The 24,981-nt window shown below is 65.3% G+C and carries 21 protein-coding genes and 1 other RNA gene; 10 read left to right on the top strand and 12 right to left on the bottom strand.

The window, feature by feature from the left end; all coding sequences use genetic code 11:
• Positions 1–83: 83 nt before the first annotated feature.
• Positions 84–1,613 carry an ankyrin repeat domain-containing protein gene (locus tag ARC39_RS09405; protein ID WP_068113537.1) on the top strand — a complete coding sequence of 510 codons (1,530 nt, stop codon included), beginning with the start codon at positions 84–86 and terminating at the stop codon, positions 1,611–1,613.
• Between the two features lie 87 nt (positions 1,614–1,700).
• Here the strand turns inward: ARC39_RS09405 and rsgA are convergent, their stop codons facing one another.
• Complete coding sequence (gene rsgA, locus ARC39_RS09400) at positions 1,701–2,735, bottom strand: ribosome small subunit-dependent GTPase A (protein WP_068113534.1); 1,035 nt, start codon at positions 2,733–2,735, stop codon at positions 1,701–1,703.
• Positions 2,736–2,878: 143 nt separating this feature from the next.
• Positions 2,879–2,975: signal recognition particle sRNA small type (gene ffs / locus ARC39_RS09395), an RNA gene on the bottom strand.
• Between the two features lie 179 nt (positions 2,976–3,154).
• On the opposite strand from ffs, the gene ARC39_RS09390 reads away from it, so the two are divergent.
• Positions 3,155–4,024 (top strand): SDR family NAD(P)-dependent oxidoreductase, encoded by an 870-nt coding sequence (locus ARC39_RS09390; RefSeq protein ID WP_161470951.1) that lies wholly within the window; start codon positions 3,155–3,157, stop codon positions 4,022–4,024.
• Positions 4,024–4,929: a helix-turn-helix transcriptional regulator gene (locus tag ARC39_RS09385; protein ID WP_068113529.1), complete on the top strand. Its 906-nt coding sequence runs from the start codon at positions 4,024–4,026 to the stop codon at positions 4,927–4,929. Before ARC39_RS09390 ends, ARC39_RS09385 begins: the two co-directional genes overlap by 1 nt.
• Positions 4,930–5,018: 89 nt before the next feature.
• Here the strand turns inward: ARC39_RS09385 and ARC39_RS09380 are convergent, their stop codons facing one another.
• The 6 genes from ARC39_RS09380 to ARC39_RS09355 all read right to left on the bottom strand — a co-directional run bounded on the left by ARC39_RS09380 (position 5,019) and on the right by ARC39_RS09355 (position 10,961).
• A complete protein-coding gene (locus ARC39_RS09380; RefSeq protein WP_068113527.1) occupies positions 5,019–5,810 on the bottom strand; it encodes an inositol monophosphatase family protein in 792 nt (263 codons plus the stop codon).
• A 72-nt stretch (positions 5,811–5,882) separates the two neighbouring features.
• Complete coding sequence (locus tag ARC39_RS09375; RefSeq protein WP_068113524.1) at positions 5,883–6,665, bottom strand: SDR family oxidoreductase; 783 nt, start codon at positions 6,663–6,665, stop codon at positions 5,883–5,885.
• 18 nt (positions 6,666–6,683) lie between these two features.
• The gene (locus ARC39_RS09370; RefSeq protein WP_068113522.1) at positions 6,684–7,652 is read right to left on the bottom strand and encodes a sugar-binding transcriptional regulator; all 969 of its coding nucleotides are present in this window, start codon (positions 7,650–7,652) and stop codon (positions 6,684–6,686) included.
• Between the two features lie 49 nt (positions 7,653–7,701).
• Complete coding sequence (locus ARC39_RS09365) at positions 7,702–9,174, bottom strand: FGGY family carbohydrate kinase (protein ID WP_068113519.1); 1,473 nt, start codon at positions 9,172–9,174, stop codon at positions 7,702–7,704.
• 9 nt (positions 9,175–9,183) lie between these two features.
• The gene (locus tag ARC39_RS09360) at positions 9,184–10,143 is read right to left on the bottom strand and encodes a transketolase family protein (RefSeq protein ID WP_068113516.1); all 960 of its coding nucleotides are present in this window, start codon (positions 10,141–10,143) and stop codon (positions 9,184–9,186) included.
• Entirely contained in the window at positions 10,140–10,961 is an 822-nt protein-coding gene (locus ARC39_RS09355) for a transketolase (protein ID WP_068113513.1), read from the bottom strand. Before ARC39_RS09355 ends, ARC39_RS09360 begins: the two co-directional genes overlap by 4 nt.
• A 211-nt stretch (positions 10,962–11,172) precedes the next feature.
• On the opposite strand from ARC39_RS09355, the gene ARC39_RS09350 reads away from it, so the two are divergent.
• From ARC39_RS09350 to ARC39_RS09335, 4 genes are all read left to right on the top strand, one after another.
• On the top strand, positions 11,173–12,147 hold the full coding sequence (locus tag ARC39_RS09350) for an ABC transporter permease (RefSeq protein ID WP_068113510.1): 975 nt from the start codon (positions 11,173–11,175) through the stop codon (positions 12,145–12,147).
• A gap of 117 nt (positions 12,148–12,264) precedes the next feature.
• Positions 12,265–13,200 (top strand): substrate-binding domain-containing protein, encoded by a 936-nt coding sequence (locus tag ARC39_RS09345; RefSeq protein WP_068113507.1) that lies wholly within the window; start codon positions 12,265–12,267, stop codon positions 13,198–13,200.
• Between the two features lie 39 nt (positions 13,201–13,239).
• A complete protein-coding gene (locus ARC39_RS26180) occupies positions 13,240–15,702 on the top strand; it encodes an ATP-binding cassette domain-containing protein (protein ID WP_078059177.1) in 2,463 nt (820 codons plus the stop codon).
• Between the two features lie 61 nt (positions 15,703–15,763).
• Positions 15,764–16,552: an SDR family oxidoreductase gene (locus ARC39_RS09335; protein WP_068113504.1), complete on the top strand. Its 789-nt coding sequence runs from the start codon at positions 15,764–15,766 to the stop codon at positions 16,550–16,552.
• Positions 16,553–16,749: 197 nt separating this feature from the next.
• On the opposite strand, the gene ARC39_RS09330 is transcribed toward ARC39_RS09335, so the two are convergent.
• The gene (locus tag ARC39_RS09330; protein ID WP_068113501.1) at positions 16,750–17,352 is read right to left on the bottom strand and encodes a TetR/AcrR family transcriptional regulator; all 603 of its coding nucleotides are present in this window, start codon (positions 17,350–17,352) and stop codon (positions 16,750–16,752) included.
• 125 nt (positions 17,353–17,477) lie between these two features.
• Between ARC39_RS09330 and gntH the strand changes: the two genes are divergently transcribed.
• From gntH to ARC39_RS09315, 3 genes are all read left to right on the top strand, one after another.
• Complete coding sequence (gene gntH / locus ARC39_RS09325) at positions 17,478–18,806, top strand: guanitoxin biosynthesis MBL fold metallo-hydrolase GntH (protein WP_068113498.1); 1,329 nt, start codon at positions 17,478–17,480, stop codon at positions 18,804–18,806.
• A 66-nt stretch (positions 18,807–18,872) separates the two neighbouring features.
• Entirely contained in the window at positions 18,873–20,588 is a 1,716-nt protein-coding gene (locus ARC39_RS09320) for a hypothetical protein (protein ID WP_068113493.1), read from the top strand.
• Between the two features lie 8 nt (positions 20,589–20,596).
• Entirely contained in the window at positions 20,597–21,859 is a 1,263-nt protein-coding gene (locus ARC39_RS09315) for a HupE/UreJ family protein (RefSeq protein WP_068113492.1), read from the top strand.
• 159 nt (positions 21,860–22,018) lie between these two features.
• Here the strand turns inward: ARC39_RS09315 and ARC39_RS09310 are convergent, their stop codons facing one another.
• The 3 genes from ARC39_RS09310 to ARC39_RS09300 all read right to left on the bottom strand — a co-directional run bounded on the left by ARC39_RS09310 (position 22,019) and on the right by ARC39_RS09300 (position 24,977).
• Entirely contained in the window at positions 22,019–22,846 is an 828-nt protein-coding gene (locus ARC39_RS09310; protein WP_078059175.1) for an ATP-binding cassette domain-containing protein, read from the bottom strand.
• A gap of 10 nt (positions 22,847–22,856) precedes the next feature.
• Positions 22,857–23,939, bottom strand: coding sequence for an ABC transporter permease (locus tag ARC39_RS09305; protein ID WP_068113490.1), 1,083 nt, complete (start codon positions 23,937–23,939; stop codon positions 22,857–22,859).
• Positions 23,940–24,032: 93 nt separating this feature from the next.
• Positions 24,033–24,977, bottom strand: a complete 945-nt coding sequence (locus tag ARC39_RS09300; RefSeq protein WP_068113488.1) for a sugar ABC transporter substrate-binding protein — start codon at positions 24,975–24,977, stop codon at positions 24,033–24,035.
• Between the last annotated feature and the right edge of the window lie 4 nt (positions 24,978–24,981).

The raw sequence follows: 24,981 nt of genomic DNA, 5'->3' as shown, positions 1-24,981 counted from the left end.
CACCTCGTTTGCGAAGAATCCAACTGCGGTTTTTCACGTAGCCCGAATTGGCGGACCGGCGGGCGCATGCGGGAGAAACCGACATGAAATCCATTGAACAATTGCGCCGCGATGCCAAGGCGCTGAAGCGTGCGCATTCGGCAGGAGAAGCTTCCGCACAAGCACGGGTGGCCGCGCACGCGCCCCGTACCGGGCAAGAGGCTCCTTCCGCCGGTGAATTGAAACACGCCGACTACCTGCATGTGATTGCCCGCGAACAGGGCTTCGCAAGCTGGCCGTCCCTCAAGAGCGCCGCGGAGGCGACCGGTCTCGATCATGCGCAAAAGGTTCAAAGCCTGAAAATCGCGCTTCATCACGGGCAGACGTGGCGCGTGGAGAAACTGCTTTCTGAAACGCCGAGCCTCCCAGACGGGCTCTTCGCGTTGCAAGTGTCGCTTCTCAACCGAAGCGAAGTCGAACGGATGCTGCGGGAAGACCCCGGGCGCGCTACCCGCACATTTGGACCACGTCGGCCGATGCTGCACCTTGCGTTCTCACGCTGGGTCCATTCCCGGCCGGAGCTTGCCGGTGACATGCTGGCTATTGCGCAGCTGCTGGTCGATCACGGGGCAAACGTGAACGATTCCTGTCCCGCAGCGGAAGGCTCTCCGCATCGGCTCTCGGCGCTCTATGGAGCGATTGGTCATGCAGATAACATGGTTCTCGCGCGCTGGCTCTTGGAGCAGGGGGCCAATCCGGACGACGGGGAGTCGCTCTACCACGCAACGGAACTCGGCCATCATGACGGGCTTCGGATGCTCTTGGAGTTCGGGGCCGATCCGGCGGGAACAAACGCACTTCTGCGTGCGATGGACTTCAACGACCACACGGCAGTCAGGCTGTTGCTCGATGCCGGTGCGCGTGCCGACGATTTCGACGATACGCCCGTCGGCGGCGAGCGGCCCTGGGTCATGCCGGCGTTGCATCAGGCGGCGCGACGGATGTGCGACCGGGAGATGATCGAATTGCTGCTGGAGGGCGGTGCGGACCCGGCTCGCAGCTACCAAGGCGCGACGCCCTACGGTTATGGCCGCGTCTTCGGCAATCGCGCGCTGGTGGAGGCGCTGGAGGCGCGCGGTCCGGTCCCAGCGTTGACACCGGTGGAAGCGGCGCTCGCCGCTTCGGCAGAGGGCAGGGACGTTGCCGGACACCCACTTTCCGGCGTGGACCTGCCGGAAGCCTACCGGGATATTCTCCGTAATATCTTGCACTTGCCCGAAAAGCTGCCGCAGGTGAAACGCCTTGTGGCGCTCGGGCTCGACCCCGACCTTGCCGATCCGGAAGGCCTGACGCCGGTACAGGTTGCCGGTTGGGAGGGGTTGCCCGACGTGTTTGGGTACTTCCTGGGCCTCGGTCCGGATCTCCTGCACGTCAACGCTTACGGTGGCGGGTTGATCGACACGATCATTCACGGCTCCGAAAACTGCCCCGCGCGGGCGGAGCGCGACCACGTTCGATGCGCGGAACTGGCTCTTCAGGCCGGGGCGCCGCTCCGACCTGATATGGTGCGTGGCGCTGGCGTACCGGAGATGGCGGCGGTGTTGGAACGCTGGATGCAGACCCACCCCGACTGATGTCCGGGGTGGTCAAGCTCCTGATTTTTCGACGTTTTGGGCGCTCCGAAGATCGCTTCGCGCGGTCCGGAGACAGGCGCGGCGTTGTCACGCGCCCCGCTTGCTTCGGCCACGCGCCTTGCCTTGCCGCACCAGTTTGGCAAAGCTGCGGTCCCGCGCCCGCGCCTCGGCCAGCGTCTCGGAATTGCGGGCATCCTCACGCTGCAACTTGCGCCAGCGCTTGAGCCGCGCCGGGTCCAGCCGGCCAGCCTCGATCTCGGCGCGGATGGCGCATCCGGGCTCGCTCTCGTGGTGGCAATCCGCGAAACGGCATTGGGTCGCGAGGTCCGCGAGGTCTGCGAAAACGGTATCGATCCCCTCGGCGGCGTCGGTGAGTTGCAGCTCCCGCATCCCCGGCGTGTCGATCAGCCAGCCGCCCGCCGCAGTGCGCCAAAGCGCCCGCGAGGTGGTGGTGTGGCGGCCCTTTGCATCATCCTCACGAATGCCTTGCGTGCCGTCGGTGCGACCTGTCAATCCATTGGAAAGCGTAGTTTTTCCGACGCCGGAGGAGCCGAGGAGCGCCAGCGTCTGACCCCGGTTGCACCAAGGTTCCAGGCGTTCGATCTCCTGCGGGTCGCGAGCGTCGAGCGTCACGGCCGTCACCAGCGGCGAGAGGGATTCGGCGCGGTGGCGATAGTCGTCGGGGTCGTCGGCCATGTCGGACTTGGTGACGATCACCAGCGGCAGGCATCCGGCGCTCGACGCGACCGCGAGGTATCGTTCCAGACGCGGCAGGTTGAAGTCGTCGTTGCAAGAGGTGACGATCCCGAGCGTATCCACGTTTGCAGCGATGAGCTGGGTCGCGGCGCCGGTACCGGCGGCCCGGCGTTGGAGCAGAGTCTTACGCTCCAATATATTGATAACGCGATGATTTTCGTCGTCGTAGAGCAGCCAGTCGCCGACGGCGAAGTCGCCCGTGCGCTGCTTGCCGGGCAGCGTGAGTGTCACCGGCCCGTCCGGTGTGAACACCCCGAGACGGTCACGCGCGACGGCCGATACACGGGCCGGCGCTCCGGCCTCGCCGGCCGCACGTGACGCAAAGAAAGCCGACCATCCGAGGTCGGAAAGAGTGAGGTCTGTCAATGGTTTGATCCCTGAACACGTCGAAAGGAGCGGCTTGGAACAAGCCGCGAAAACGGACGGTCGGGCGTCAGGCCTCGGTCAGTGAGCCCGCACCCGGAGGATCGACACAAGCTCTGCCATGAAACCTCCGTTCAGGGTTGGTAGGTGAGAGGCTGGACAACGACCCAAGCGGGGCTCGTTACGGCTGCTTCCTTCCGGACCTGACCGGGTTGGCGAGGCGCCTGCCCGCGCCAACCTCTCGACCGATCAGGTAATCCATCGGCGCGGGAGTTTCAAGCCGCAGGCTCGGCGCCTTTCCGGTCGCTTTGGGCGTTTCCGGGCGGAAAACGACCGAAAGGGCGACCGAAACCCCTCCCATTCCGGTCGTTTTGGGGGATCTGGGCTGCGTTTGGGCGCGTGCCGGGGCAATGACGCCGGAAATGACCGAAACGACCGGGGGAAACGACCGGAACGGGCGCGCGTTGGCCCGCACGGGCTATCTGGCGCGATTGTTCAATATCGGCGAGGCTGAAACCGTCAGTCTGACAACCATCGAAAGGAGGTGTCGGATGGACCGGACGACGGAACGGAAAGCGACAGGGCTCGCGGTGGTAACGGGGGCCAGCCGGGGCATTGGGCGGGCGCTGAGTGCCGCGCTGGTGGCGGAGGGCTGGCAGGTACTGGCGGCGTCGCGCAGCGGTGCGGCGCCGGAGGGCGCGCAGGGCGTGGCCTGCGACCTGGCGACCGGGGCGGGGCGCGCGGCGCTGGTGGAGGCGGCCCGGAGCGCCGGGCGGCCTGTTCACCTGCTGGTAAACAACGCCGGGCTACAGGAAGCGCTCGATTTCGCCGCCGCCACGCCCGAGGCGGCCCCGGCGATTGGCGACCGGGCCGCGATGGAGGTGGCGTTGAACCTCACCGCCCCGGTGGCGCTGACCGCCGGGATGGTGCCGCTGATGGCGCGGCCGGGGGGCACGATTGTCAACGTGACGTCGCTGGTGGCGCGGCACCCGAAACCCTCCGCGCCGGTCTATTCGGCGACCAAGGCCGGGCTCGCCTCCTTCACCCGCTCCATGCGGCGGCAACTGGCGCCGCTGGGGCTGCGGGTTGTGGAGGTGGTGCCGCCGCTGGTGGCGACCGACATGACCGCTGGGCGCGACGCGGGAGCGCTGGGGGCTGGCGCGATGGCGGCGGAGGTGCTGGCCGGGCTGGCAGCCGGACGGCGGACCATCGCACCGGGCAAGGCGGCGCTGGTGCTGCGGCTCGACCGGGTCGCGCCGTGGCTGGTGGCGCGGAAGATGGCGGCGATGTGATGGCGGAGATGTCCTTCTCCTCGGCGGGTTTGCTGGCGCTGGCGGCGGCGGTGCTGGCCGCGCGGGACGCCGCACTCGTTCCCGCCGAGTTCGTGGCGCCCGACCCGATGGCGGGAGCGCGCGCGCCCGAGGGGCAGAAGGCCGGTTTGCTGGACCATGCGCTCGCCGTCGGCGGGCCGGTGCCGCTGCTGGCGGTGGGGCAGGGGCTCGACCGGTTGCGCGGCGCGCCGACGATGGAGGTTCTGGCGAAGTCCGAGAGCGTGGCGGTGCTGGCCGAGAAGTGGAACCGGCTTGCCCGCTATCACCATGCGCGCAACCGGGCCGAGGTTTCGGTACGCGGGCAGCGCGCGGAGGTTCGGCGGTTTGCGACCCACGGCCCCCCGCCACGGCCGGCGGAGAACGTGTTCATCGCGGGGGTGTTGGTAGGGCTGGTGGGGCTTTTGCCGGTGACCGGGGTGGCGCTGGAGGTGGGCGGCTGGCGCGGTGCGCCACCGGACTGGCCAGAGGGCCTGCCGGTTGGAGACTGCGCGCGGTTCGCGCTGACCTGGGAGGCGGAGGCGGAGCCGCGCCGTCCCGATGCCACGGAGGCGGCGGCGGTGGCCGCGCGGCTTGGACATGTACTGGCGCGGGATGCCGGGCGCGGCTGGCGGATTGGCGAGGCGGCGCGCGCGCTGGCGATGTCGCAACGCAGCCTGCAGCGGCGGCTGTCGGCGGAAGGCACGCGGTTCTCGGCCGAGTTGCGCCGGGTGCGCGTGGCGGAGGCCGGACGGATGCTGGCCGGGTCCCGCGCGCCACTGGCCGAAGTCGGCTATTGCTGCGGCTACGCCGATCAGGCGCATTTTCAGCGCGAGTTCCTGAAGGTGACGAACATGACGCCGGGACGGTTCCGGCAGGTCGCCGGGTAGCCGTCCGGCGGGCGCCCGGTTCACGCCCGTGACGGGCACCGCCACGGCATGGCCGGCGCCGGCCCCCGCGTGGCGGCAGGAACGACCCCTCAGTGCGGCAGCGCGACGCCGGTCGCGGCGGAGAAGAACCCGGCCATCGGGGGAGTGCTGGCCAGAACGACATTGCCGGTCCGGAATCCGTCGTTGTCGCCGAAGCTGGACACCAGGCCGCCCGCCTCGACGATGAGCGCGAGCCCGGCAGCGGCGTCCCAGGGCATCATGTGGGCTTCGAAGAACCCGTCCACGCGGCCCGCGGCGCAATGCGCCATGGAAAGCGCGCCGGCGCCCTGCATCCGGTAGACCGCCCCAGCAGACAGCAGATGCGAGACGATCCGGGGATTGCGATCGGCGGGGGCGCGAAAGCTGAAACCGAAGGCAAGGACGGCGGTTTCCGGCGTGTCGGTGTCCGAGACCGAGATGGGCGTTCCGTTCAGCCAGCAGCCGCCACCGCGGTGTGCGGCGAACATCTCGTCGAGATTGGGGTCGTAGACGACGCCGATTTCCGGCTGGCCGTTGACCACGAACCCGGCCGAGAGGCACCAGAAGGGGATGTTGCGGACGAAGTTCGTGGTTCCGTCGATCGGGTCCACGACCCAGGTCGCGGCGGTTGGGGCGCCGCCGTGTTCCTCGCCGAAGAAACCGTCTGACGGGAAGCTCTCGGCGAGGCGCGCGCGAATGAAGGCCTCCGTTTCGCGGTCCACCTCGGACACGAAATCCTGCATGCCCTTTTCCTGGACGGTGAAGGCATGCGACCGGAACCGTTCCAGCGCATGCTGGCCCGCTTCGCGCAGCACGGATTCCGCCGTCCGGCGGCGCAACAGCCGGTCAATGTGCGTGAGCATGGGAAACTCCGTATCCGGCATGGACGCCTTGCGCCCCCACGGCACAGGGACCGGGGGGCGCGGCGGCGGCGATCACGACATGATCAGGCCACCATCCACATTCACTGTCTGGCCGGTGATGTAGTCGGCGTCCTCGCTGGCGAGGAACGCGACGAGCCCGGCCACGTCCTTGCCCACGCCGGCGCGTTTCATCGGGATGTTCTGGACCCATTCGGCCATCAGTTCGCCAGGGCCGTACTCGCCCAGCATCTGGCCCCAGACGCGGTCGTTGTAGTCCCACATCTCGCTGTAGATGATGCCGGGGCAGATCGCGTTGACGGTGATCTTCTCCAGCGCGACTTCCTTGGCGAGACTCTGCGTCAGTCCCATCACGCCGAATTTCGAGGCGGCGTAATGCGGGGTGTAGATGAAGCCCTCGCGGGCCTGGCCCGAGGCGGTGTTGACGAGCTTTCCGCCGCGGTCGTGTTTGCGGATGCGCTTGATCGCTTCCTGGCAGCACAGGAAACAGCCCGTCGTATTGACCGCGAGCGTCTTGTTCCATTCTTCGAGCGACACGTCTTCGAGTTTGGAGATGTAGATCACGCCGGCATTCTGGATCGAGATGTCGATGCTTCCGAATGCCTCTTCGGCGGCGTCGTAGAGCCTGACCACCTGGGCGGGGTCGGTCACGTCGCAGAGCACGGGGAGGGTTGCGGCGCCGCCCTTGGCGAGGTCGGCGGCGGCTTCGTTGACCTGCTCCTCGTAGGAGGCAATGACGACATTCGCACCTTCGCTCGCGAAACGTTCGGCGATCGCGTAGCCGATGCCCTTGTTGCCACCCGTTACGACAACCGTCTTGCCTTCGAACCTTGTCATTCCCCAAACTCCTCTTTCTCAGGGTATCGTCGTCCGCGCTTCCAATAGTCGGCGTGCGGTGAATTCGTCGGTGACCAGCACGTCCACGGTGCCGGTCCGGAGGGCGCCGCGGATGGATTCGGTCTTGGCCTTGCCTCCGGCCAGCGCGATCACCCGGTCGACGTTGGTCAGGTCTTCCATCGGCATGCCGATCACGCGGTCGTCGAGCGGGGTTTTCACGATGTTGCCGTCCAGATCGAAGAACCGCAGGCACATGTCGCCGATGGCCCCGGCATCGGTGAGGTCGGATAGCTCGTTGGGCGTGAAGACGTTGCCGCTGCGGGCCAGCATCGAGGATGGCTCGATCGCGCCGATGCCGACGATGGAGAGCGTGATCTTGCTGAAAAGCTCCATGGTTTCGCGCACATAAGTGTCACCGAGGAGCACGAGCTTCGCCTCGCGCGATTGCGCGACACCGGGGGCGGAGAGCAGGCGCGGCTCGGCGCCGGTCAGCCGCGCGAGCCGCGTGGTGAGCTGCGTGGCGTGCGTCTGGACGGTCGGGTCGCCCATGCCGCCAAGCGTCTGGACGACGTATTTCGCCTTGCCCGCGGGCATCGGGTGGATGTTGTCGACCATCTTCAGGATGGTCTCGCTCCAGCTCGACACGCCGATGATCTCGCCCGATTGCAGGGTCGCTTCGAGGAAATGCGCGGCCGCCTCGCCGATCCGCGCCATGATCGAGCCGGGGCTGTCCTCGGCGCATTCCACGACGATCGCTTCCGGCAGGCCATAGGTTTCGCGCAGCCCCGTTTCCAGCTCCGGGAATGTGCCTGTGGGTGCGACGATGGTCGTGCGCACGATCTCTTCTTGCTGGGCCTTCTTGAGCATGCGCGAGACCGTGGCCTGGGAAATGCGGAGATGCCGGGCAATCTCCGCCTGCCTGCGCCCCTCCGTGTAATACATCTGGGCCACGCGCGTGATCAGTCTGAGTTCGTTGACTCGTGCCACCTGGACACTCCTTGATCGGGATAGGACGCAATCGTCCTACCCCGAATAATTATTCGGTGCCAAGAGTCGCCCGGTCCACCGCCGCGCGCCATGTGGCCCGCGCCGACTGCCGCTCTGTGGCCGCGAGCGTCGGGGCGATTTCCGCGCTGTGCTCGGGCAGCGATCCGATGGTCTCCAGATCCGGCCAGAAGCCGGTGGCCAGCCCCGCCAGGTAGGCCGCACCGAGCGCCGATGCTTCGGTGCTCTCGCCGCCGATCACCGGATGGTCGATGTAGTCGGCGACCATGCCCATCAGGAACGGGTTCCGGCTGGGGCCGCCATCGACGAAGAGGCGGCCGATTCCCATGCCGGTATTCTGCTCGACGATCTCGAAGACATCGGCGACCTGGAAGGCCATGCTCTCCGCCGCGGCGCGGGCGACATGCGCCCTGCCGGTGTTGAAGGAGAGCCCGCAGATCAGGCCGCGCGCCTCGGCGTTCCAATGCGGCGAGCCGAGGCCGACATGGGCCGGAACCAGCATGACGCCGAGTGTGCTGTCCACGGTCTGCGCCAGGTCGAGCAACGTCGTGACATCCGCCTGCCCGAGGAGGTCGGCCGTCCACGGCAGGATCGAGGCGCTGACGAGGATATTGCCTTCGAACGCGTAGGTCGGCTTGCCGTCGAGCCGCCATGCGATTGTCGTGGTGACCCCCTTGGGGGGGATGATGAACTCCGGCAGTGTCGTCATGACGGACGACCCCGTGCCGAAGGTGACCTTGCCGTCGCCGAGCCCGTAGGCGCCATGCCCGAAGAGCGCCCCGTGCGAGTCGCCGATCGCCGAGGCGACCGGCAACCCGTCAGGGAGGCCGTCCACGCCCGATGTGCGGGCGAAGACGTGGGAGGAATCGTGCACCTCGGCAAGCGCGTCCATGGGAACGTCGAAGATCGCGCAGAGCGTCTCGTCCCAGTGGCCCTCAGAGATGTTGTAGAGTTGCGTGCGCGCGGCGTTGGAGGCGTCGCAGGCATGAACCGTGCCGCCGGAGAAGTTCCAGATCAGCCAGGAATCGACCGTCCCGATGCAAATGTCGGACGGTGCCTTGCCGGCACAGTGATTCTCGAGCAGCCATCCCACCTTCGTGGCGGGGAACAGCGGATCGATCGGCAGGCCGGTGCGGGCGATGACGTCCTCTTCCTTGCCGGCCGCTCTGAGCGCTTCGCAGGCGGCGGCGGTCCGCCGGCATTGCCAGGTTACGAGCGGTCCGAGCGGTGCGCCGGTGGCCTTGTCCCAGGTCATGATCGATTCGCGCTGGTTGGAAATGCCGATCGCGACGATCTCGACCTCCGGTCCGGCGGCCAGGCATTCCCGGATCGCCGTGACGGTGCTGGTCCAGACCTGCGTGGCATCCTGTTCCACCCAGCCCGATTGCGGATGTTTCGTCTCGACCGGGCAGGACCCCCGCGCAACGATTTCCCCCGACTCGAGCACCAGAATGGCCTTGCTGTTCGTCGTGCCTTCGTCGATGGCCAGAACTGCCCGTTTCATGATGCGCTCCTACGCTTTCCGTTCGATCAGGTCGCTGGCGGCCGCGGCGATGCCGTCGGGGGACATCCCGAACTCGTCCAGCAGGAAGTTCGCGCTGCCGGTCGGAGGGAAGATGCCGGGCACGCCGAGGCGCTTCATCAGAGCCGGCCGCGTTTCCACCACGACTTCGGCCACGGCGCTGCCGAGCCCGCCGAAGATCGTGTGTTCCTCGCAGGTGACGATGGCGCCGGTTTCCTCGGCGGCCTTCACGATCGCGTCTTCGTCGATCGGGCGGACGGTCGCCATGTTGAGAACGCGCGCTTCGATACCGGCCGCGGCAAGTTTGTCGGCCGCGAGCATCGCGCGATGGGTCAGCACGCCGTTGGCAATGATCGTGACATCGGTCCCGTCGCGTAGGGTCACGGCCTTGCCGAGCTCGAACCTGTGGTCGTCGGGCAGCAGTTGCGGCACGCCGACGCGGCTCAGCCGCAGGAAGATCGGCCCCGTGTACTCGGCGGCGAAGGCGACGGCGGCGGCGGTCTCGACATTGTCGCAGGGCGCCACGACGGCGACGTTGGGAATCGCCCGGACCCAGGCGAAATCCTCGGTCGAATGGTGTGTCGGGCCAAGCTCGCCATAGGCCATTCCGGAGCTGATTCCGACGAGCTTCACATTGGTGTCGGAATAGGCGACATCGGCCTTGATCTGCTCCAGCGCCCGGCCGGTCAGGAAGCAGGCCGCGCCGCAGACAAAGGGGAGCTTGCCGCCATTTGCGAGGCCCGCGCCAACCCCGACGAGCGTCTGCTCGGCGATGCCGACGTTGATCAGGCGCTCCGGGAACCGGTCGCGGAAACCGGCGAGCTTGGAAGAGCCGACGGAATCGTTGCAGACGGCGACGATATCGCCGTTCTCCGCGGCCATCGCCTCAAGCGTTGCGGTGAAGGCGTCGCGGCAATCGTAGAGTTTCGGCTCTTTGGTCACGGCGTTCATTGGACAGCCTCCTCAAGCTCGGCCATGGCCTGTTTGTATTGCTCGGCGTTCGGCACCTTGTGGTGCCAGGCGACGTTGTCGGACATGAATGAAATCCCGTGGCCCTTGTTGGTATGCGCCACGATCGCGTTGGGCTTTCCGGGCGTCACGCTGTCGGGTGAGAGGGCGGCGACGATCTGGTCCATGTCGTGACCGTCGATCTCCCGGACGGCCCAACCGAAGGCTTCGAGCTTTGGCGCGAAGGGGGCGAGGTTGTTCGTGTCGGCCAGCCGCGCGCCCTGCTGCAGGCGATTGTGGTCGATGATCAGCGTCAGGTTGTCGAGCTTGTATTGGGCGGCGGATGACAACGCCTCCCAGTTGCTCCCCTCCTGCATTTCCCCATCGCCGGTCACGACGAAGGTGCGCCAGGCGGCGCCGCTCAATTTCGCCGATATCGCCATGCCCACCGCCACCGGGAGCCCGTGGCCGAGCGGACCCGTATTCGTCTCCACCCCGGGGACCTTGGTGCGATTCGGGTGGCCGTTCAGGCGCGAATGGGGCTTGAGAAACGTGGCGACCTCCTCCTTCGGGATGAAGCCCTTCTCGGCCAGCGTGACGTAGAGCGCACAGGCCGTATGGCCCTTGCTGAGGACGAAACGGTCGCGCTCGGGATCGAGCGGATTTGCGGGATCGACGTTGAGGATTCGGAAATACAGCGCCGTAAGGATATCGGTTACAGACATTTCGCCACCGATATGGCCTGCGCCTGCTTCGAAGACGGCCTGGAGATCGCGGCGGCGAATCCTGTTCGCCATACGCCGAAGGTCTTCGGTAGTCATGTGGCTCTCCCTGCATAAAAATTCTTGCTACAGTAAAATTTCAAAACGGCCCTTATGTCAAGCGCGATATGCAGTAAGGGCTGTGCGCGCGTCAGATATAGAGAGCATGTAAAAAAGATGAAACGAAGTAGAAAGGGTTTGACTGCCCGGTCGCCTCCGGATACGAATGTTGCATCAGCTCTGTATATATATGCAAGGTTTGGGAGGAATCATGACTTCGATCGCCAAAGACGGCTCGGTGAAACCTTCTGTCGCGAGCTTGTTTTCCTTGAGCGGAGCGACGGGGCCGTTGATCGGTCTGCTGCTCCTCTGCGCGTTTCTGACATTCGCGTCCGACTCGTTCATGTCGTTCCGGAACTTCCTGAACATCATGGATCAGATCACCGTGCTCGGGATCATGGCGGTCGGGATGACCTTCGTGATCCTGATTGCGGGCATCGACCTGTCGGTCGGCTCCGTGCTTGCGCTGGCGATGATGGTGCTCGGCTATCTGAACGTCGAAGCCGGAATGCCGATGAGCATCGCGATTACCGGCGCGCTGGCAGCGGCCGCCATCTGCGGCGGGGCCTCCGGCATGATGATCACGACATTCGGTGTGCCCCCATTCATCGCGACGCTCGCGATGATGTCGATCGCGCGTGGCCTTGCCAACATGATCACCAACGGCTCGCAGATCATCGGCTTTCCGGCCTGGTTCAACATGTCGGCCATCATTCGCTACGGCGGTGTCCTGACGATGACCGTGGCCGTCATGCTGGTCGTGTTCGTGCTCGCCTTCGTGTTCCTGCGCTACCGGGAGGGCGGCCGGTCGCTCTACGCCATCGGCGGAAACCCGGAAGTGGCGCGGCTCGCGGGGATCAACGTGAATCGCACGACAGTTCTGGTCTACGTGGCCTCGGCGTTCCTGTCCGGCCTTGCCGGCATCCTGCTCGCGGCGCGCCTCGACTCGGTCCAGCCCAGTTCCGGTGTGGCCTATGAGCTCGATGCCATCGCCGCGGTCGTCATCGGCGGCACGAGCTTGTCGGGCGGTACCGGCGGCGTTGTCGGCACGATCATCGGGGTTCTGATCATCGGCGTGTTGCGCAACGGCCTGAACCTGCTGAGCGTCTCTCCCTTCCTGCAGGCCGTCATCATCGGTCTGGTTATCGTGCTGGCCGTCGCCGCCGAGACCTTCAAGCGCAGATAGGGAGACGAATTCGGGGGAGCGGCCGAGGTCCGCTTCTCCCGCTGACCGGTCCGCACTGTCGGGCTTCAACGGGTCCAAGCTGAGAGAGCGGACCATTCCAATGTGGAGGAGTTACTCATGAAAACGACGTTCAAGGCCCTGATCGCTGCGACAGCGGTTGCCTCGATTGCCGGAGTTGCCGGCGCCGACGAGGTGAAGAAGATCGGTCTCGCCGTTCCGAACCTGCAGGCGGACTTTTTCAACCAGATCAAGCTGGGTGTCGAAAACTACGGCAAGGAGCTGGGGATCGAGGTCATCGTGGCAGATGCCAAGAACGACACCGCGACCCAAGTGAGTCAGGTTCAGGACTTCATGACCCAGGGCATCGACGCGTTCATCTACATCCCTGCCGGTGCCGCGGCGGCCGCGGTCCCGACGCGCCTGGCGCGCGCCGAAGGGATCCCGGTCATCAACGTGGACCGCTTCCCCGAAGGCGAGCCGGGCGATACGTTCATCGCCGGTGAGAGCATCGAATCCGCCTACCAGGTCTGCGACCACATCATCAAGCTGGCCGGTGGCGAGGGCAAGATGGCCATCATCCACGGCCAGAAGGGCACCACCCCCGAGGTTCTTCGCTTCCAGGGCTGCGAACGCGCCATCAACGAGAATCCCGGCGTGGAGCTGGTCACCCAGCAATGGAGCCAGATGTGGTCGCCGGACGAGGGTTTCTCGATTGCCCAGAACATGCTGCAGGCGCATCCCGACCTGAAGATCATCTTCGGCCAGGCCGACGGGCTTGCCATGGGGGCGGCCAAGGCGACCGACGTTGCCGGTCTTTCCGATCAGGTCATCATCGGCGGCTATGACGGCGACGTCGCGGCGCTCGAGTACCTGGCGGAATGCGAGGGTCCCTTCGTCGTGACAGCGACCCAGAGCACCCAGCTGATGGGCCGCCTTGCCGTGGATTCCGCGATCAAGGTTGCCGCTGGCGAAAGCGTGCCGGAGCGTCAGACCCCGAACGCGGTTCTCACCACCTGCGAAGACGCACCGCAATACGTCGAGCAGCACCCGTAAGCGGCGCAACTCCGGTACCGTAGATCGAAAGGGAATGTCATGACGACCGAAGGCAAATCTCCGATCCTGTCACTGCGGAACATCAAGAAGTCCTACGGGCCGATTGAAGTGCTGCACGACATCGACCTGGATATCTATGCCGGAGAAGTCGTGGCGCTCCTTGGCGAGAACGGTGCCGGCAAGTCGACCGTTTCGAACATCATCTCCGGCACCATCCTCCCGACCGCCGGAGAGATGACATGGCAGGGCGCGGACTACGCGCCCGCCAACCCCCGCGAGTCGATCGATTCCGGCGTCGCGATGATCCATCAGGAACTCATGCTGTTGCCGCACCTGACCGTGGCGGAGAACATTTTCGTCGGCAGGTACCCGATGACCGGCGGCAGGCTCAACCGGAAGGAAATGGACCGGCGTGCCTACCAGGGGCTGGAGCGCCTTGGTCTCGACATCTCGCCGCGCCGCCTCGTGAAAGGCCTGTCGACCGCAAATCAACAGCTGATCGAGATCGCAAAGGCGCTGACGCTGAATGCAAAGCTGCTGATCCTGGACGAGCCGACCGCCGCGCTCGGCGGCGCGGAGACCAAGCTCCTGTTCAAGCAGATCGAAAAGCTCAAGTCCGAGGGCGTCGGGATCATCTACATTTCGCACCGGCTCGAGGAGATCAAACAGATCGCCGACCGTATCGTGGTTTTCCGGGACGGCGCGAAGGTCAAGGAATTCGACACCGCCGACATCCCCGTCCGGACCATCGTGGAGGCGATGGTGGGCCGCAGCCTCGGGCGCATGTTCCCCGATGTCCCCACGCCACAGGAGGAAACCGTTCTGGAGGTGCGGGGTCTCTCGTCGCCCAACGGGACCTTCGCAGACGTCAACTTCGGTGTCCGGAAGGGCGAGATTTTCGGTATCGCGGGCCTTGTGGGCGCCGGCCGGACCGAACTCGTGCGGGCGATCGCAGGGGCGGACCCGATCGCGGAAGGGCAGGTCCTGCTGAATGACGAGGATATCACCCCGCGCAGCCCGCGAGATGCGATAGACCGGGGCATCGTGCTGGTGCCGGAGGACCGCAAGCTTCAGGGCGTGATCCTCGACCATACCATCAGCGAAAACATCGCCTACGCGAATTTCGAGTCCATCGGCAAGGCCGGCTGGATAAACCGCAGCAAGCTGGCGGAATTCTCGGACCAGAGCATCCGCAAATTCGGTGTCAAAGGCCAGGGCCACCAGCGTGCCAGCGAGATGTCGGGCGGCAACCAGCAGAAGGTCGTGATTGCCAAGTGGTTGACGCGGAACCCGAAGGTCGTGCTGCTGGACGAACCGACGCGCGGTATCGACGTCGGCGCCCGCTCCTCGATCTACGACATCATCGTCGGCCTCGCGGAAACCGGTGTCGCGGTCATCGTCGTAAGTTCCGACCTCGACGAGGTGCTTGGCGTTTCCAACCGCATCATGGTCATGTCGAGCGGCCGGCAGACCGGCATCCTCGACCGGAGCGAGGCGAATGACGTCTATGTCATGGAACTGGCGACGGCCGGACATGCCCGGTCCTTCGACCAGGAGGACCTGCTGACCCCGGTGGCGCAGAAGCTCGATCTCGTCTTCATCCCAAAGGTGGTGCATCCCTGGTACGACGTCGTGGCGGCGGGCGCGCAGAAGGCCGTCGACGAACTGAAGGACGATGGTATCGACATCCGGGTGACGTGGGACGCGCCGCCGAAGGCCGAGGTCGGCGACCACAGCCGCCGGATCGCGGCCAGCATCGAGCGCAAGCCGGACGGGCTCGCCGTGGCCTGTCTCGATCCTGCCACGGAGACGCCGCTCATCGCGCAGGCGGTGGAGGCCGGTATCAACGTCATTACCTTCGACACCTTCTGTTCGGAGGACTTCACCTTCGTGGGCAACAAGGCCGATCACCAGGACGGCGCGGATCTCGGCCATTTCCTTGCCGACAGGCTCGGCCGGTCCGGCAAGGTTGCCATCCTTGCGGGCAGTCCGACGGCCACGAACCACAGGGCGCGCATCGCCGGGTTCAAGGACGCGGTGGCAACCTACCCGGAGATGGAGATCGTGTTCGAGGAGCCCGACAACGACAATCTCGAAACCGCCGTTCGCCTGACCGAGTCTGCGCTCGCGGCACATCCCGATCTCGCGGGGATCTTCGCCTGCAACGCCTCCAACCCGATTGGCGCGGCACGCGCGGTCGTCGATGCGGGCAAGTCGGGGGCGGTTGCCATCGTTGGCATGGATGACCTGCAGGAGACGCTGAAATTCATCGAGACCGGTGTCATTGCCGGCGTCAAGGCGCAGCGTCAGTGGGAGATCGGCTACTGGGCGGTGAAGAACCTCGTCGCGATGAAGCAGAACCACACCATTCCGAAGGAGCACCTGACCGGATCGCAGCTACTCACCCGCGAGCGGCTCGCCGACTGGTGGGAGACGAAACGCGGCGATCGCCAACCGGGGCGCCCGTCGCCCGAGACGCGGGAGCGGGCGGCGTCGGCGTGACGCCGAAAGCGGGCCGAACCGACGACGCGCAAGATTGCAAGCAACGCAAGAGGACAAGAAAATGGCGGAACTCACTCTGAATGCACCGGCGCTCTTTGATCTTTCCGGGCGGGTGGCGCTTGTTACCGGGGCAGGGAGCGGCATCGGGCAGCGCATTGCCGTCGGGCTGGCGCAATGCGGCGCCGACATTGCCTGCCTCGACCGCCGCGAGGATGGCGGCCTTGCCGATACCGCCGGCTTCATCGAGGCCGCCGGGCGCAAGGCCCTGACCCTGACCGCCGATGTCACCGACAAGGCCGCGCTGGTGGATGCGGTTGCGAAGACCGAAGCCGAACTGGGCGCGCTGGGGATTGCCGTGAATTCGGCTGGCATCGCGAATGCCAACCCCGCCGAGGAGATGGAAGAGGCGCAGTACCAGACCCTTATGGACATCAACATGAAGGGTGTCTTCTTCTCGTGTCAGGCCGAGGCCGAAGCGATGCTCCGGCACGGCAAGGGGTCGATCATCAATATCGCCTCGATGTCGGGGGTGATCGTGAACCGCGGGTTGATGCAGGTCCATTACAACGCGTCCAAGGCCGGGGTCATCCACATGTCCAAGAGCATGGCGATGGAATGGGTGGAGCGGGGCATCCGGGTGAACTCGATCAGCCCGGGCTACACGGCGACGCCGATGAACACGCGGCCCGAGATGGTGCACCAGACCAAGGAATTTGAGAGCCAGACACCGATGCAGCGGATGGCGAGCGTCGACGAGATGGTCGGGCCCGCGGTCTTCCTGGCAAGCGATGCCTCCTCCTATTGCACGGGTGTCGACCTCCTGGTCGATGGCGGGTTCTGCTGCTGGTAGAGCCGGTCCGATTGTGCCGGTCCGGTTACGCCCGAGACTGCCGCGCGCGGTCTTGGGCGCGCGGCTGGGCTTGCACGGAAAGAACGGGGGCAGGGGCGGGGCGCACAGCGTCGGCTGGTCTGTTATCCGCCCTCGCGGGTGACCGGATGGTCCGCGCAGCGGCCCGGCATCCATGCCGCACTACCGATTGCCAACCGTCAGGCGGCAGGCGGGGTGTCCGCGCTCCTACCGATGACGTCTGCATCGAGGCCGGTGAAGAAGCGGAACCTCCGCGATATCGTCTCGTTCGTCAAAGCGGTGTCTTCCGGGATGTGGACGGTGCTCTGCGCGCTGTGAAACACCAGAAAGATTCGCGTTCGTTCGCGTAATTCGTCGTCCGTGAAGCCCATGTCGGCAAACAGCTCACCGATGGCGCGGTGCCGCGCGGTATCGACCTGACGGACCACATCGGCCACCGACGGATCCTGAGCGGCCCAGCTGCGAAAAGCGGCATCGAACCGGTTCAGGTTGCTTTCGTTGATCGCTTCCATGATCTGCAGGAGCTTTCCTGCTGCCGAGCGGGGACTGGCCCGGAGTATCCTTAACGGTTGATACGTGAACTCTTCGGCCCAGAAGTCGACGATGCTGCGGACGAAATCCCCGCGGTTCCGGAAATGGTGGTAGAAGCTGCCCTTCGTCACGCCGAGGTCGGCGGCGATTTTCTCGATGTTCAGTTTCGCCTGTCCGTCCCGGGTGAGCACCGCCAGGGCGGCGCGCAGCCAGGCGTCGCGATCGAACCTCGGTCCATGCGACGATTCCATGAACAAACCTCCCTGCGCCTTCGGTCGTGCATGGACACGGTAGATCAATACCAAAAAGTATGCTACATACGATAACGTATGTTGCCGGTGTGAGGTTCATGGAATCCGTTCAGGGAGGGGACAAGATGTTTCGACGGAAAACGGCCGCACGGCTCACGGCAGGTTGCCTGGCTGGGGTATCGCTCTGTACGTGGGCGGTCATTTGGGGGTCGGGTACAAGCGACGGTGACGGTGCGGTCCTGGCGGGGGCGGCCTGGGCCCAGGAGGCCGAGGTCTCGCCGACGATGGTCCGGGACCGGCCGCGCGATGCCTACTTCCCGAACACCGAAGACCTCGCCGCCGACGAGATGCGGGTGATTGCCTGCGGGACAGGTATGCCGACGACTCGGGCCGCGCAGGCCGCGGCCTGCTTCCTTGTGGAGCTCGGCAATGGCGACAAGTTCCTGTTCGACATTGGCTCTGGCTCGGCCGAGCGGATCTCCTCGCTCCAGATCCCTTACAATTATCTCGACAAGGTATTCATCGGGCACCTGCATACCGACCATTTCGGCGCACTACATGATCTTTTCATTGGCGGCGGCTTGATGGGCCGTAACGTGCCGCTGCGTGTCTGGGGCCCTAGCGGTCCGGTCGAAGAACTGGGGACCGCTTATGCACTCGAGCGCATGCAGGAAATGCTGACGTGGGATCTTTCCGGCCGTGCCGGACTTATCGATTTTCGTGGCTTCAAGATGGAAATCAACGAGTTCGATTACCGCGGCGAAAACCAAGTCGTATACGAGGACAACGGGGTCGTCATTCGCTCGTTTCCGGCAATCCACTCGCTTGACGGGCCGGTTAGCTACTCTCTGGAATGGAACGGTTTGAAGTTCGTCTTCAGCTCGGATTCCTACCCGAACAAGTGGTTCGTCGAGTACGCCAAGGACGCCGATATCGCGATCCACGAGTGCTTCGTGGCAGTTCCCGACCTGGTCGCAAAAATGAAGTTCACGCCGGAGTCGGCATTGCTCGTCGGGACACAGGTTCACACGGCTCCGGAAGCGTTCGGCAAGATCATGAGCGAAGTGAAGCCACGGCTCGCGGTTGCCTATCACTTCTTCAATGACTTCGACACGAGCTCCAACGTTTACGAGCGCATTCGGTCAACCTATGACGGACCGCTGAGTATGGCGGACGATTTCATGGTCTGGAATGTCACGAAGGATGAGATCACGGTTCGCATGGCAGTCACCGAGGAGCGTACGTGGGCCCCGCCAGCAGCCGCGCCTGCTGAGGCTCCGAAAAACGAAGATCGAACTGCGTATTCTGAGGAGTCCGGAGTGCCGATTGACGCCATGCAGTATTCAGACTTCACCAAGTCCGGATATTGGGACGTCGACGACGTGTTGCGCCCGATCTACGAGGAAGCCTCCGAAGCGCTTGGTCGGGACTTCCCCTATCCAGGCGATGAATGAGCCTGCGGCAACCACCCCGGCGCCGCATGACGCCGGGGTTTGATCTCTCCACCCAAGGCTGCTGTCATGTCGTTGATTCTACGCCTGCTTTTTGGCGCTGCGGTGATTTCCGCGTGGACGCTTGCCGCTCAGGCCGATCTCGTGTCGCCCTATGGCGGCGAAACGGCACCGAATTTCGTGGAAATCTCCGTACTGGAGGATCGGGTTCGGGTTGCACTCGAAATCGACCCGGCCGATTATCCGCACTTCGTCGCCCCCGATGACGGCACCGGGCAATCGCTCGCTGCGCGCACCGGGGGCACCATGCGGGTCGCGGCGGACGGGCAACCGCTTGCGGCGGTGATCCGCAGTGTCGACCTGCGCCCGCGCAAGGCGCGTATCACGGCCGCGACGTCGGTTGTGCAGCCGCGTCCGCGCAGCGACGAGGTGATCTATGCCGAACTGGAGTTTCCCTTCGCCGGCCAGCCGTCGCGCATGACCTTTACGCCGCCCCTCGACGAGACCGGGATGCCCACCGCCTCGCTGGGCGTGCTGGTGGAGCATCTCGGCGTGCCGGTGACCGATTATCGCTATCTCTCCCAAGCGGAGGTTCTGGTGCCAGACTGGAACGACCCGTGGTTCAGCCGGTTCGAGAACCCCAATCTGACCCGCCACCACAAGTCCCCGTTGATGTCCTTTCTTTCGATGGAACCGCGCGAGGTGCGGCACGAGATCATCGTCCGCCTGCGGGATCTGGAGACCTGGGTCGATCTTGGCCTCGGCGAGAGCGAAACCGTCGGCGGCGCGCAGATGGGTGTGGTCGCATCGGGGGCCGAGGCGTTCTTTGCCGACCGGAACCCGGTGACGGTGGACGGGCAGCGCGTGGCGCCGAGCGACATCCGGATTTCGCGCATCGCCGTCGGCGTCGAGGGGCTGCGGGTGCTGGACGACGCGCAGGACGTCGACCGCGCCACGGCGCTTCTGGGCGTGGTGATGTCTTACCCCCGTCCGGCGCTGGCGCGAGACGTGGAGATGACCTGGGAGCTATTCCCGGATGGCGTGGAGACGGTGCCCGTGACCCTGACCGACCCTGCGGGCGGCGTGCCGGCGCAGGTGCGCGCGGGCGACCCCGTTGTACGCTGGACCAACCACCTCACCACGTGGGAGGAGCCGCAGTCGCGACCGGTGACGGTTTCGACCGCGCGGGTGGTTGATCTCCCGCTGGTGGCGATGGTGCTCGGGCTCGGTGCAGCGGCTGCTGCCTGGGTCGCGGTGCGTGGCCGTGGCCCCCGGCGTGTCCTTGCCATTGCCGGGGCGGTGGCCTGCGTGGGCGCGGCCGCCTTGACCGCCCCCCTTTCGACCCGGATCCCCCTCCCGGGCCGACCGGCACCGGACGCGGACGCGGCGCATCTTCTCATGGCGGGGCTTCTGGACAACATGGGTGCCGCCATGCTGGAAACCCGGCCCGACGGCTTTGCGCAGGCACTTGCGCCGTTCGTCCTGTCAGGCCGGACAGGCGACGTTGGTGCGGAGCTGCGCCGTGGCCTGTCGGTTTCCCTGCCGTCCGGCGCGCTGGCGCGCACCGACGAGATCGTGGAGATCGAGGTCGAACGGATCTCGCCGGTGCCGGATGCCACCGGCAACCAGATCGTTGCCCAGTGGACGGCGTCCGTGAGCGGCGGCCATTGGGGGCACTTGCACCGGCGGCAGGTTACCTATCGCGGGCTCGTGGACGTGACCCGCGAGGCGGACCGGTGGTTCCTGAGTGGCCTGACGATCCTCAGCGCACAAAGCCGAACGTGAGGTGCAGGATGAGACGTTTCTTGATCCTGATGGCTGCCCTTTTGGCGACGATGCTGGGCGGCGCGGCCTGGGCGCATTTCAACCTGAACCTGAACGTCCGGATATTCCATGTCGCGCATGGACCTGACCGGCTCGATATCTACCTGCGGACACCGATGGCCTACCTCGTGGCCGACAAGCTCGGCCCGATCGGCGGCGATGGCCTGCCAACGCCGGCGCCCTTCACCACGAACCGGCTCGAAAACGGGGTGGCGATGCATCTGGTCGATCCGGATGCGTTGCGCTCGGACCCGCGCGGCCTTGGCCAGATCGCCGCAGACAGCCTCCGGGTCGCGACCGAGAGCGGAGCGCTCGGAGCCGAGGTCGTTTCCGTCCGCGTTCATACGGTGGGCGGCGAGCCGGACTTCGCCACGCGCGGCGAAGCCGAGGCGGCACTTGCCGCACGCACTCCCGGTTGGAGCAATCTGGGGGAAACCTACGTCGGCGACGCGGTGGTGGACATCCACCTGAGATACCCGACAGCGCAACCGGTGTCGGTCTACCGGCTGTCGACACTGGTCGATCCCGGCTTGCCCGGTCAGCAGGAAACCGCGAACCTCGTCCTCGACTATCGGGGCGACACGACCCGCACGTACCGGAAAACGGGCCTGATGTTGGAGCCGGTCACGGTTGCCGGCTCTCCCGCCGCGGCGGCCCTGACGTTCACCACGGAGGGCATTCGTCATATCCTGGTCGGCATCGACCATGTGCTCTTCGTGCTGTGCATGGTGATCGGCGCCCAGACGCTCGGCGCCCTGCTGGCACGGGTCACGGGCTTCACGATCGGGCACACGGTCACGTTGGGTCTGGGTTTTTTCGGCATTGCCCCGTCAGCGCCCTGGTTCATTCCGGCCGTAGAGACAGCCATCGCGCTCAGCATCATCTGGGCCGCCGCCGATGCCGTGCTCCAGCGCCCCGGCCAATCGCGCAGCAATGGCAACGCCGTTGCCGTCACGGCTGCCATCGGACTGCTTCACGGTTTCGGTTTCTCCTTCATGCTGAGAAACATCCTTCAGGTCGATGCCGACAATGTCTGGCAAAGTCTCCTGGCGTTCAACTTCGGCGTGGAACTCGGCCAGCTCGCCATCGTCGCGCTGATCTGGCCCATTGTGATCGCGATCCGCCGTATGCCGGAGCGGGTCTGGATCGGCACGCGTGGTGCCGTTGCGGTGTCGGTATCGCTCATCGCGGCGATCTGGGCGTTTGAACGTGCTTCCGCGGTGCTTGGGTAGGCGGGAGGGCCACGGTGCCCGGGGGGAATGAGGCCTTGCGCGCATCGGTCCGGTGGCATGGATTTCGCGGGATCAGTCACAGCCGGTGTGCGAGTTCCCAACGTCTCTCGTCGCGGCCCCGTGGCGGGCCGCGCCGGGAACCGGCCCCGTTCCGTACCGCTAGGCGGCGTCGGCGTACTCCGGTTGGGTCTTCGCACCGGTGATGTAGGCGACGACATCCTGCCCGTCGGTCTCTTCCTTCAGGAGATTGGCGCAGATCCGTCCCCGGCGGAACACCACGATCCGGTCGCAAAGGTCCATCACCTGGCGCATGTTGTGGCTGATGAGGATCAGCGGCTCGCCCGCCTCCTTGAGCGTGCGGATGATGCTCTCGACCTGCGCTGTCTCCTGCACGCCCAGGGCGGCGGTGGGCTCGTCCATGATCGTCAGTTTCGAGTGGAAGGTCGCGGTGCGGGCGATGGCCACGCATTGCCGCTGGCCGCCGGACATCCGTTCGATGGTGCCGCGGATATTGGGGATCTTGACCCCTGTTTTTTCCAGCGCGTCGAGCGTGCGCTGGCGCATCGCCTTGTAATCGAGGATCGAGAACGGGCCGAACCGGAACTTCACCAGCTCGCGGCCAAGGAACAGGTTGTCGGGGACGTCCAGCTGGTCCGCCAGAGCAAGCGTTTGGAACACCGTCTCGATACCGGCGTTGCGCGCATCCATCGGATTCTCGAAATGGATCGGCTTGCCGTCGAAGATAATGTCGCCCCGGGTGCGCTGTTCCACGCCGGTGATCTGGCGCACGAAGGTGGACTTCCCGGCGCCGTTGTCACCCATGATGGCGACATGCTCGCCCCTGCGCAGCGTGAAATTCGCGCCCTCCAGGGCGTGCACGCCGCCATAGTGCTTGGTGAGGTCGCGCGTCTCCAGGATCACGTCGCCGAGCGGGGCCTCGGAATGCGGGAAGGCGGTGCCGGAAAGATGTGTGTCGATGTCGCTCATGGTGCCCTCCTCAAGCCCGTGCCGCAGCGCGTTGCTGCCGCCACTTGTCCAGCACGACGGCGGCGACGATGATGATGCCCATCGCCATCAACTGGTAGTAGGCGTCGAGCTTCACATAGGTGAAGCCGGACTGGATGACGCCGAAGACCATTGCCCCAAGCACGGTCCCCGGCACCGATCCCCGGCCGCCGGACAGGCTGACGCCGCCGATCACCGCCATCGCGATGGCGTAGAGTTCGTAGAACTGGCCCATGCCGGCCTGTGCGGTCAGGTTCTTGGAACTGAGGATGACGGCTGCGAAGGCCGCGAGCATACTTGCGATCATGTAGACGAGGATCTTGTGGCGCCGCACGTTGATGCCGGACATCCGGGCCGCGTCCTCGTTCGACCCGATGGCATAGGTTCGCTTGCCATAGAGCGTGTAGCGCAGGATCAGGTGGAACAGCACCGCGAGCGACAGGAACCAGAACACCGGCATCATGCCGGACCCGAGCGCCGCGAATTGCTCGGTCGGGAAGGAGACGGGCTGGCCTTCCGTCCACCAGCGGGAGACGCCACGGGCAAAGAGGAACATGCCGAGCGTCGCGATGAAGGGCGGGATGCCGGTGTAGGCAATCAAGGACCCGTTGACGCAGCCGATCAGGGCGCCGAAGGCGAGGCCCACGAGAATGGGAACGATCACCGGCAGGTCCATCGCCCAAACCCCGAACACCGCCTTGGGGTTGGGGTTGCCATTGACCAGTTCGGTTTGTGCAAAGGACATCACGATCATTGCCGTGGCGCCCACGAGCGGCCCGGCGGACAGATCGATCCCGCCTGAAATGATGACCTGCGTCGAGCCCAGGGCGATGATGCCGATGATCGCAACCTGAAGGATGATGATGCGAAGCCGCTGCTCGTTGAAGATCGAGTCGAACCGGCCCTGCGAATCGAAGAGGAAGCTCTGGCCGTTCATGTAGGGCAGAAGCTGACCGGCGGCTTCGAAGATCCCGATGATCAGAAGCAGCGCGAAGAAGATGTTGATCTCGTTCGGCCAGGAGCGCTTCGACTTGTCGAAAGCCAGCCCCCCGGTACCGTGGGTCGTTTCGGCCATTGCCATCCTCCCGAACCGGTCCCATGCGCGACCGGTTTGTCCTGTTCGGACGGAGCGGGAAAACGACCGCTCCGCCGTTTCGCTTACCTTAGGTTAGTTCTTGGAGGTGTACGCGTCCATATTGTCTGGCGTCACCAGCTCGAACGGGATGTAGACCTTTTGGTCGACCTCTTCGCCGCGTGCGAGGCGCAACGCGGCGTCCAGCGCCCCCGAACCCTGACCGGCGGCATTCTGGAAGACGGTCACGTCCAGGTCGCCCGCGGCCATCGCGGCCAGCGCGTCCTGGGTGGCGTCGACGCCACCGACAACGACATCCTCCATCGAGATGCCCGCGGCCTTCATCGCCTGGATCGCGCCGATCGCCATCTCGTCGTTGTTGGCGATGACCGCGTGGAATTCCTCGCCGGCCGAGAGCCAGTTGGTCATGAGGTCCTGCGCCTGGTCACGCGACCAGTTGGCGGTCTGGCGGTCGACGATCTCGATGAAGTTGCACATATCCATGCCGATGACGTCATCGACATCCTTTGTGCGCTGCACCGCGGCCTGGTTGGAGAGTTCCCCCATCATGAGATAGGCGCGGGCGCCGCCGGCGAGACCTTGCGCGCGGAGCATCTTGCAGATCTCGAAGGTCTCCAGCGTGCCGGATTCGATTTCGTTCGAGGCAACGAAGGCCTGGTTGTCGGGCAGCGAGTCCACGTTGATCGGCTCGCGGTTCACGTAGACCAGCGGCACGCCGGCGCTCGATGCCGCAGCGGTCATCGCCTCGGTGGCCGAGGTGTCGACCGGGTTGACGATGATGGCATCCACGCCGGAAGCGACGAAGTTGTTGATCTGGTCGAGCTGCTTGGCCACGTCGTTCTCGGCGTCCTCGATCTGGACATCGACACCTTCCATGCCGTCGGCGAGCTCCTGGATGCCGTTGCGCAGCACGGTCAGGAAATTATCGTCGAACAATGCCATGGACACGCCGATGTTCTCGGCCATCGCCGAGGTGGACATAAACGCGGCGATACCCGCGGCAAATACGGTCTTTCTCATGTGG

The sequence above is a fragment of the Tropicimonas marinistellae genome (assembly GCF_001509585.1).
Lineage (GTDB): Bacteria > Pseudomonadota > Alphaproteobacteria > Rhodobacterales > Rhodobacteraceae > Tropicimonas > Tropicimonas marinistellae.
Note: the sequence above shows the minus strand (reverse complement) of the source record. Positions and strands in the feature narration are given on the sequence as shown.

Excerpts from the sequence above, each read along its gene's own strand:
- ARC39_RS09300 (WP_068113488.1), bottom strand. The coding sequence starts at position 24,977 with ATGAGAAAGACCGTATTTGCCGCGGGTATCGCCGCGTTTATGTCCACC.
- ARC39_RS09330 (WP_068113501.1), bottom strand. The coding sequence starts at position 17,352 with ATGGAATCGTCGCATGGACCGAGGTTCGATCGCGACGCCTGGCTGCGC.
- ARC39_RS26180 (WP_078059177.1), top strand. The coding sequence starts at position 13,240 with ATGACGACCGAAGGCAAATCTCCGATCCTGTCACTGCGGAACATCAAG.
- ARC39_RS09375 (WP_068113524.1), bottom strand. The coding sequence starts at position 6,665 with ATGACAAGGTTCGAAGGCAAGACGGTTGTCGTAACGGGTGGCAACAAG.
- ARC39_RS09305 (WP_068113490.1), bottom strand. The coding sequence starts at position 23,939 with ATGGCCGAAACGACCCACGGTACCGGGGGGCTGGCTTTCGACAAGTCG.
- ARC39_RS09390 (WP_161470951.1), top strand. The coding sequence starts at position 3,155 with ATGACCGAAACGACCGGGGGAAACGACCGGAACGGGCGCGCGTTGGCC.
- ARC39_RS09355 (WP_068113513.1), bottom strand. The coding sequence starts at position 10,961 with ATGACTACCGAAGACCTTCGGCGTATGGCGAACAGGATTCGCCGCCGC.
- ARC39_RS09365 (WP_068113519.1), bottom strand. The coding sequence starts at position 9,174 with ATGAAACGGGCAGTTCTGGCCATCGACGAAGGCACGACGAACAGCAAG.
- ARC39_RS09360 (WP_068113516.1), bottom strand. The coding sequence starts at position 10,143 with ATGAACGCCGTGACCAAAGAGCCGAAACTCTACGATTGCCGCGACGCC.
- ARC39_RS09320 (WP_068113493.1), top strand. The coding sequence starts at position 18,873 with ATGTCGTTGATTCTACGCCTGCTTTTTGGCGCTGCGGTGATTTCCGCG.
- gntH (WP_068113498.1), top strand. The coding sequence starts at position 17,478 with ATGTTTCGACGGAAAACGGCCGCACGGCTCACGGCAGGTTGCCTGGCT.
- ARC39_RS09380 (WP_068113527.1), bottom strand. The coding sequence starts at position 5,810 with ATGCTCACGCACATTGACCGGCTGTTGCGCCGCCGGACGGCGGAATCC.
- ARC39_RS09405 (WP_068113537.1), top strand. The coding sequence starts at position 84 with ATGAAATCCATTGAACAATTGCGCCGCGATGCCAAGGCGCTGAAGCGT.
- ARC39_RS09385 (WP_068113529.1), top strand. The coding sequence starts at position 4,024 with ATGGCGGAGATGTCCTTCTCCTCGGCGGGTTTGCTGGCGCTGGCGGCG.
- ARC39_RS09310 (WP_078059175.1), bottom strand. The coding sequence starts at position 22,846 with ATGAGCGACATCGACACACATCTTTCCGGCACCGCCTTCCCGCATTCC.
- ARC39_RS09345 (WP_068113507.1), top strand. The coding sequence starts at position 12,265 with ATGAAAACGACGTTCAAGGCCCTGATCGCTGCGACAGCGGTTGCCTCG.
- ARC39_RS09350 (WP_068113510.1), top strand. The coding sequence starts at position 11,173 with ATGACTTCGATCGCCAAAGACGGCTCGGTGAAACCTTCTGTCGCGAGC.
- ARC39_RS09315 (WP_068113492.1), top strand. The coding sequence starts at position 20,597 with ATGAGACGTTTCTTGATCCTGATGGCTGCCCTTTTGGCGACGATGCTG.
- ARC39_RS09335 (WP_068113504.1), top strand. The coding sequence starts at position 15,764 with ATGGCGGAACTCACTCTGAATGCACCGGCGCTCTTTGATCTTTCCGGG.